The 4,908-nt window shown below is 56.4% G+C and carries 8 protein-coding genes and 1 riboswitch; of the genes, 5 read left to right on the forward strand and 3 right to left on the reverse strand.

The window, feature by feature from the left end:
- Both ACXJ5O_RS18980 and ACXJ5O_RS18985 read left to right on the forward strand, forming a co-directional pair.
- The coding region (locus ACXJ5O_RS18980) for a hypothetical protein (protein WP_457301254.1) at positions 1–219 on the forward strand (219 nt) is incomplete at its 5' end.
- A gap of 230 nt (positions 220–449) precedes the next feature.
- Positions 450–1,484, forward strand: coding sequence for a hypothetical protein (locus ACXJ5O_RS18985; RefSeq protein WP_457301255.1), 1,035 nt, complete (start codon positions 450–452; stop codon positions 1,482–1,484).
- A 143-nt stretch (positions 1,485–1,627) separates the two neighbouring features.
- Here the strand turns inward: ACXJ5O_RS18985 and ACXJ5O_RS18990 are convergent, their stop codons facing one another.
- Complete coding sequence (locus tag ACXJ5O_RS18990; RefSeq protein WP_457301256.1) at positions 1,628–1,960, reverse strand: hypothetical protein; 333 nt, start codon at positions 1,958–1,960, stop codon at positions 1,628–1,630.
- Positions 1,957–2,193: a hypothetical protein gene (locus ACXJ5O_RS18995; protein ID WP_457301257.1), complete on the reverse strand. Its 237-nt coding sequence runs from the start codon at positions 2,191–2,193 to the stop codon at positions 1,957–1,959. Before ACXJ5O_RS18995 ends, ACXJ5O_RS18990 begins: the two co-directional genes overlap by 4 nt.
- A gap of 144 nt (positions 2,194–2,337) precedes the next feature.
- Here ACXJ5O_RS18995 and ACXJ5O_RS19000 point away from each other — a divergent pair, with 144 nt between their 5' ends.
- Together ACXJ5O_RS19000 and ACXJ5O_RS19005 are read left to right on the forward strand one after the other, a co-directional pair.
- The gene (locus ACXJ5O_RS19000) at positions 2,338–2,571 is read left to right on the forward strand and encodes a helix-turn-helix domain-containing protein (protein WP_457301258.1); all 234 of its coding nucleotides are present in this window, start codon (positions 2,338–2,340) and stop codon (positions 2,569–2,571) included.
- Positions 2,571–3,068, forward strand: a complete 498-nt coding sequence (locus ACXJ5O_RS19005; RefSeq protein ID WP_457301259.1) for a phage terminase small subunit P27 family — start codon at positions 2,571–2,573, stop codon at positions 3,066–3,068. Before ACXJ5O_RS19000 ends, ACXJ5O_RS19005 begins: the two co-directional genes overlap by 1 nt.
- A 177-nt stretch (positions 3,069–3,245) precedes the next feature.
- Here the strand turns inward: ACXJ5O_RS19005 and ACXJ5O_RS19010 are convergent, their stop codons facing one another.
- Positions 3,246–3,818 carry a hypothetical protein gene (locus ACXJ5O_RS19010; protein ID WP_457301260.1) on the reverse strand — a complete coding sequence of 191 codons (573 nt, stop codon included), beginning with the start codon at positions 3,816–3,818 and terminating at the stop codon, positions 3,246–3,248.
- Between the two features lie 38 nt (positions 3,819–3,856).
- A riboswitch (SAM-I-IV-variant riboswitch) is annotated at positions 3,857–3,953 on the reverse strand.
- A gap of 318 nt (positions 3,954–4,271) precedes the next feature.
- Between ACXJ5O_RS19010 and ACXJ5O_RS19015 the strand changes: the two genes are divergently transcribed.
- Positions 4,272–4,908: AraC family transcriptional regulator ligand-binding domain-containing protein (locus ACXJ5O_RS19015; RefSeq protein ID WP_457301261.1), on the forward strand; the 637-nt coding region annotated here is incomplete at its 3' end.

The following is a 4,908-nucleotide window of genomic DNA, read 5'->3' on the forward strand; positions in this document are numbered from 1 at the left end:
GAACAGGCCCTGTACAAGCAGGTCGACTTCAATGAAGTTGTCGCCATGCTTGCCACTCTAGCCCGGCTCCACGACACGCTGTGGCAGAGTCATCACAACGGAGCGCCGCCTAACCTCGAGCCGCAGGGTCCGAAGTTCCCAGTTTCGGAGGATGGGAACCAGCCGGGTGAGCGAGTGTATAGGGAGTCTGCTGAGGCGCTCGACAGGCTCGCACACTAGTTTGGAAGGCGGATGCTCTGCCGAAGTTTGCAAGAGTGGCATTCGTCGAGCCCGAGCGAGAGGCTGGCTATTCATTGAAAAATCGCCCGTCCATCTTCTACCGGCAAGCTAGGGCGGAAATGGGGGAAGGAACGTTGGCGCGGCCACGCAGATGACTTCGTGGAAAACGCCAGTCGCTCGGAAAACAAATCCGTTCTGTACCTTTCGCATTTCGACCAGGAGCAAATTTTATGCCTAAATTTAGATGCGAATTTATCGTCAGCGGCGACCTGGTTCTGCCAAAGGATGGGTCCCCACTTCCACTTACAAAAAGCGACAGCGTAACCATACATCTTCACAACGGCGACGCAGATGCCCAAGGCCATGTCAAAGCGCTTCGCGCGGTTGTAATTGGTCCAGCAGACAGTATAGAAGTCGGCGAGCGATCACTTCGCACCTATCTTGTCCGCCATTTGGATCTGCTAACGTTTTCAACCCAGAGCCGTTTCCAAGTGGTCCGCGCGATAAGATTGATCGAATGGGAACCGCATCAAAAAGAGCGCTTGATGTTGGTCTACGGAAGCCGTCAAGACACAAAGTACCCGCCAGCGCCCGAACTTCATCAAGAATACTCGGAAACCATCGCTGCCATTGAAGATTCTGGGCCACCCGCTTTTGTTCGGACGGCTCTCCGACAGTACAGATATGCACTTTTGTCTGATCATCCTGATGATCAATTCATGCGTCTCTGGCTGGCACTGGAAATCATTGCCGAGAATCTTAAGGCGAAGCAGCGGGTTGCCATCGAATGTCCGACTTGCCGCGCCGACCTGGAATGTCCGACCTGCGGACCGGCCATGCGAATGCCAATGGCCAAACAAGCTATTGAGGTATTGATAAGTCGTATCACCGGCCCCGAATGGCAAAAGAACGTTTCCATGCGGCAATTCAAAGCACGAAACGGGTTGATGCATGGGAGTACAACCCAATCAATCGCTGAAAAATGTGGAGTGCCATTTGAACAGGTTGTCGATGAACTTGGTGCCGTTGTCTGGCAAGCAATCGTCCTAAGCATGCCAACTTGGAATTCCGACGCTTGTGCGATGGGGCGGCGCGCAAGTATCACAGCATCCTTTTTGAATCCTGCCGCCCACCTTTCTTTCCAACATCGCACAGCCGATGAACATCCCGACGACGACGCTCTGCCGAATGCGCAGATTGCCATCTTGACCAAGTTCAAGGACGTTGTCGGAACATCAGAATATGACCGACAAGAGAAGGATTGAATCCCCTTTTCCGAAGTTTCACTATGGGCAGCCCTAAGAGCGTTTCAGGCCGGTTGTTGTTCGTCGAACGCGGAACCACAAGAAAGTGCGCCCGTCGAGATAGACTATCAAACACATATTCTTGATCCTTGTCGACGATCATGTCAACTGTCTCCCACAGCAAGTTCTTCCCGCATGTCCTGCCGAAACTCGCGGAAAGAGAGGACCAGCTTCCGGCGCTCGTCATCGAGATGCTGCTGGCGCTGCTCGATCGCTTCCAGCCGTTCGTCCAGCGGGGCGAGACGCTTGTCGATCTCGGCCATGTTTTCACCCAGCAAGGTGCCAAGCACCTCGATGGTGGCCTCGTCGGCCTTGCGGATACGCTCGCTGATGAGGGTGCGAATGGCCTTCCAGGCGCCTTCGGAAAGTCCGTGTTGCGGCGGTGGCGTTTTGGTGACGACCATGTCCGGTTCGAGGTGCGGCTGGTGATCGCTCATGGCTGGTCCTTTCTTCGCGGTGGCCGCACGTATCCAGGCGTTTTCGTAATCGGCCACAAGGGCGGGCTGGGAATCGCCGCCTTCAGCGCATCGATTTCGCGGCAAAGACAGGCGATCTGGTCCTGCTGCTCGTTCAGCGCCAGTTCCACAACTTGGAGGATGGCGGAAAACTTCTGCCCCATGACGAGCCACGGCGGCAGGTCCGGCTGCGGCGGTTTGGTGTGGATGCTCATGCGGCGATCCTTTCGCAAAGAAGGCGCACGCCGCCTCGTTTGACCGCCAAGCCCGGCCGGAAAAGGACCAGAGATCGACGCGCGCCAGCTGGTTATTGTGGTATCAAGATACCACAACGCGATTACTTGGGATATACTCGACCGATGTCGTATTTGGTTCACGATGGAAAACTAAGCGGGCGTTTCGAGGCGATGATTGCAGGTCTCGAAACGGAAGGCGGTATGTCCATTCCGAAGATCGCCGCCAAGGTTGGCTGCAGCAGACAGCAGATATGGCGCATCGCGTCGGGCCAGACCAAACGTCCGGGCTATGGGATCGCTGTCCGCATCGAGAAACTCCACGGCCAGATGACGACGAAAACCCGAGGGCTGCGCTGATGGCGATGGGACGACCACCCAAGTCCAGCGTCCTTAAGGCTGCAGAAGGCAACCGTTCCAAGAGAGGACGCCACCGGATCAAGGACGATGTCCGCGGCCGGGGCTTGCCGGTGCCGCCGCCCAACCTTTCCAAGGAGGAGCTCGCGCTTTGGCGAGGCATTATCTCGTCTCTTCCCCAGACATTGCTGAGCGGCGCAGATGTGTCCGTGCTGGAACGGATGGTGGTGGCCTGGGCAAGGTGCCGCACGATCGAGAAAACGTTGGAGCTCGAAGGCCTTGTCATCGCGACACCTCAGGGACGCATCCGCAATCCGCTGATTTCGATCCTGAAAGACACGCACACCGAGATGCACCGATGCGGCAGCGAACTTGGTTTGTCGCCAGCCGCACGCGCAAGGGTGACGGGTGCCAATGAACCGGACACCGACGATATAATGGATGCTCTGTTGGGCATGGACGGAAATCTCGATKCAGCATGGTGGGAGAAGCCGCAATAATTATGGTGATCGAATCGATGCTTCGCCGTATGGTAAGTTCCGGGCGCGCCCACTCAACGAGAGTTCCGTTTCGACTATGCGGTGATTGACGTCTGCGCTCAGCGTAAAACCCGAGCCTTAGCGGCAAAGCTCGAACGTTACTGCCGGACCGGCCAACTTAGGTCTCAACCATACACATCAAGTGCCGCCTGCGATGCTGATGGGGAGCTTCAGGTCGATCAGCCGGGCTTGCAACAAAGACAAGGTGAGGTGGTCGCGTGCATCGACCCATCGGCTGTCATCGTTGGCACGGTCAGCCTCCCGAAACTCAAGGTGCGGCTGCCCCGTTGAATGCTTAAGGATGGGACCGAGATCGAGTTCCTTTAGCAAACGAAAGGCCTTGACGGTCGGGCCAGTCTCAAGGTCGAACCGGGTCTCCCACCAGTATTCATCGACAGGTTCATCGTAGCTCTCGGGCCCGATGTCATGCTTGGTCCAAATGCGGTGCGTATCATGGTCCGTCCGGTGCGGGATGCACTCGCTGACAAAGAACTCGCGCCACGTCGGTGGCGGCGGGCAGAATTGCCACTCGCCAAGCGTCAGCAACAATCCCTGTTCGTCATTGTCATACCAGAAAATGGTTTGCGCGGTCTGCGGAGGTGGGACCAGCAGGGGTTGTTTGTTCCGAAGCACAAAAGACCGCGCATCCTTGACGAATGTCGCCGTGAGCAGACCGCCCGCTCCGATAAGAAAACCACGTCGTGAAAGCATAAAAAAACCCTCCAGATGCACACGCATCTCTAGAGAGCTGAACGACCTATTGTTGCCCATTTGGGCCACATCGTCGTACCACCGTTGCCGGTCAAGGCTGGTTGGCGGGGCCGAAGCCCTCTCTGGATGCAGTTCGATGCGTAGCAACTTGGATCACGACGCGCAAGGGGCAGGATTGAGCATTGCTTCGTTGACACTGAAGTCGAGGTCGGCCCTGCCAAGGCTGATGCCAAACCATGCCTGCGTGGTGGGAGAAGCCGTCTGAGTGGCAGTGACTTCTAACCCACAGTAATGTTTGGTCTTGAGGCATCAATACAGCCTACTGTTGAGTGTTCCCGTGCCGACACGGCAATCCAAAGTTGATTGGAGCTGCCAGTGGGCGTAATACTACATGCGGCTGGGAGCACGATCATGCCACATACCGTTCAGWCACTTKCCTTRGGTCCAACGGGTATGGGAGTRCCCGCTCGKTTGGCCYTGGMCCATCTCGAACGAAAACACATCGAWCCKGACCCGCTGCTTARMCGGTGCGGYYTRRAACGCGCYTCRCTCGATGAACGCAAGCGCATCAACYTGGCCTCGCAGATCGCGTTTCTGAACGAAGTTGGCGGTGCCATCGGCAATGAGTGGTTSGGKCTSGATCTGGCCGATCAGGTYGATYTGCGCGAGATGGGGATGATYTAYTACGTGGCATCGTCGTCSCATAYKTTKGAAGAKGCACTCSGCCGCCTGAYGCGATATGTKCGGTTGGSCAAYGAGGCACTCGTGCTCCAGATGGACCAGGGAGCAATCTGCCGGATAACGCTTTCCTATTCAGGTGTTGCCCGCCACAGRGATCGCCATCAGACAGAGTTTCTGACAATGGTACTCCTGCGGCTGTGTCGCCAGCTTCTCGGCCAGCACATTGTTCCTGTCTCCGCGAGTTTCATCCATCACCGTATCGGTAATCTTGGCGCGATCCGGCAGAGATTTGGCTGTGATATCGAGTTCGATGCCTTTGCCGACCAACTGAGCTTCGATGGAGCATTGTTGAAGCGACCCATCGTTGGAGACGACCCGCATCTCAACGAAATAATGGTCAAGCTCTGTG

This window comes from Phyllobacterium sp. P5_D12, from assembly GCF_054049495.1.

What these genes read in the sequence shown, in the direction of transcription:
- ACXJ5O_RS19010 (WP_457301260.1), bottom strand. Translation starts at nt 3,818, where the DNA reads ATGCTTTCACGACGTGGTTTTCTTATCGGAGCGGGCGGTCTGCTCACG.
- ACXJ5O_RS18985 (WP_457301255.1), top strand. Translation starts at nt 450, where the DNA reads ATGCCTAAATTTAGATGCGAATTTATCGTCAGCGGCGACCTGGTTCTG.
- ACXJ5O_RS18995 (WP_457301257.1), bottom strand. Translation starts at nt 2,193, where the DNA reads ATGAGCATCCACACCAAACCGCCGCAGCCGGACCTGCCGCCGTGGCTC.
- ACXJ5O_RS18990 (WP_457301256.1), bottom strand. Translation starts at nt 1,960, where the DNA reads ATGAGCGATCACCAGCCGCACCTCGAACCGGACATGGTCGTCACCAAA.
- ACXJ5O_RS19000 (WP_457301258.1), top strand. Translation starts at nt 2,338, where the DNA reads ATGTCGTATTTGGTTCACGATGGAAAACTAAGCGGGCGTTTCGAGGCG.